Genomic DNA, 1,072 nt, shown 5'->3' with positions numbered 1-1,072 from the left:
TGCTCACCCAGGTGCAGCGCGAGCTGCGCCAGCAGTACTTCTCCCTCGGCTATTACGACGTCGAGGTCGAGAGCACCGTCTCGCCACTGCCGCGCAACCGCGTTAGCGTCCGCCTGGACGTGAAGGAGGGGGAACCCGCGGCGGTCCAGGAGATCCAGTTCGTCGGCAATTCCGCCTTCGACGACGACACCCTGCGCGATACCTTCGAGATGGGGCCGGTGCCGTGGTACCGCTTCTTCTCGGACGCCGACCGGTACTCGCGTCAGCGTCTCGCCGGCGACCTCGAGCGTCTGCGCTCCTACTACCAGGATCGCGGATTCGTGAACTTCACCATTACCTCGACCCAGGTCTCCATCAGCCCGGACCGGCGGCGCATCCACGTCACGGTCAACCTCGACGAGGGCGAGCAGTTCCGCGTCGGCGAGGTGAAACTCGCCGGTGACCTGATCTACCCGGAGGAGACGCTGCGCAAGCTTGTCGAGCTCAAGCCCGGGGCGCTCTATTCCCGTTCCCAGGTCGTCTCCACCGCGGAGGCGCTGCGGGACAAGCTCGGTGAGCGCGGCTACGCCTTCGCGAACATCAACCCGGTGCCGGAGGTCAACGAGGACGAGGGCACGGTGGATGTCACCATCTATGTTGATCCGGCCGAGCGGGTATACGTCCGCCAGATCAACATCAGCGGCAACGAGACCACCCGGGACAACGTCATCCGCCGTGAGCTGCGTCAGTACGAGGGCGCCTGGCTGTCCACCGAGGACGTCTCCGAGTCCCGCAACCGTCTCAACCGCCTCGGTTTCTTCGACGACGTCTCGATCGAGACGCCGCGGGTGTCCGGCAGTCGCGACCAGGTGGATGTCGACGTGTCCGTCAAGGAGCGCCTGTCCGGCAGCATCAAGGCCGGTATCGGCTACGGCACGTCCCAGGGGCTGCTGCTGAACTTCGGCGTTCAGCAGGACAACGTCTTCGGTTCCGGCGACCGGCTGGCGTTCAATGCCAATAACGACAGCTCCAACACCGTCTATCGCCTGTCGTACCTCGACCGTTTCTACACGACCTCCGGCATCGACCGGAA

At 64.8% G+C, this 1,072-nt stretch carries 1 protein-coding gene; it reads left to right on the top strand.

All coding sequences use genetic code 11. The features are described from left to right. Nucleotides 1-1,072: outer membrane protein assembly factor BamA (gene bamA / locus G7A99_RS20690; RefSeq protein ID WP_163143764.1), on the top strand; the 1,072-nt coding region annotated here is incomplete at both ends.

It is taken from the genome of Arhodomonas sp. KWT (assembly GCF_010993615.1).
Note: the sequence above shows the minus strand (reverse complement) of the source record. Positions and strands in the feature narration are given on the sequence as shown.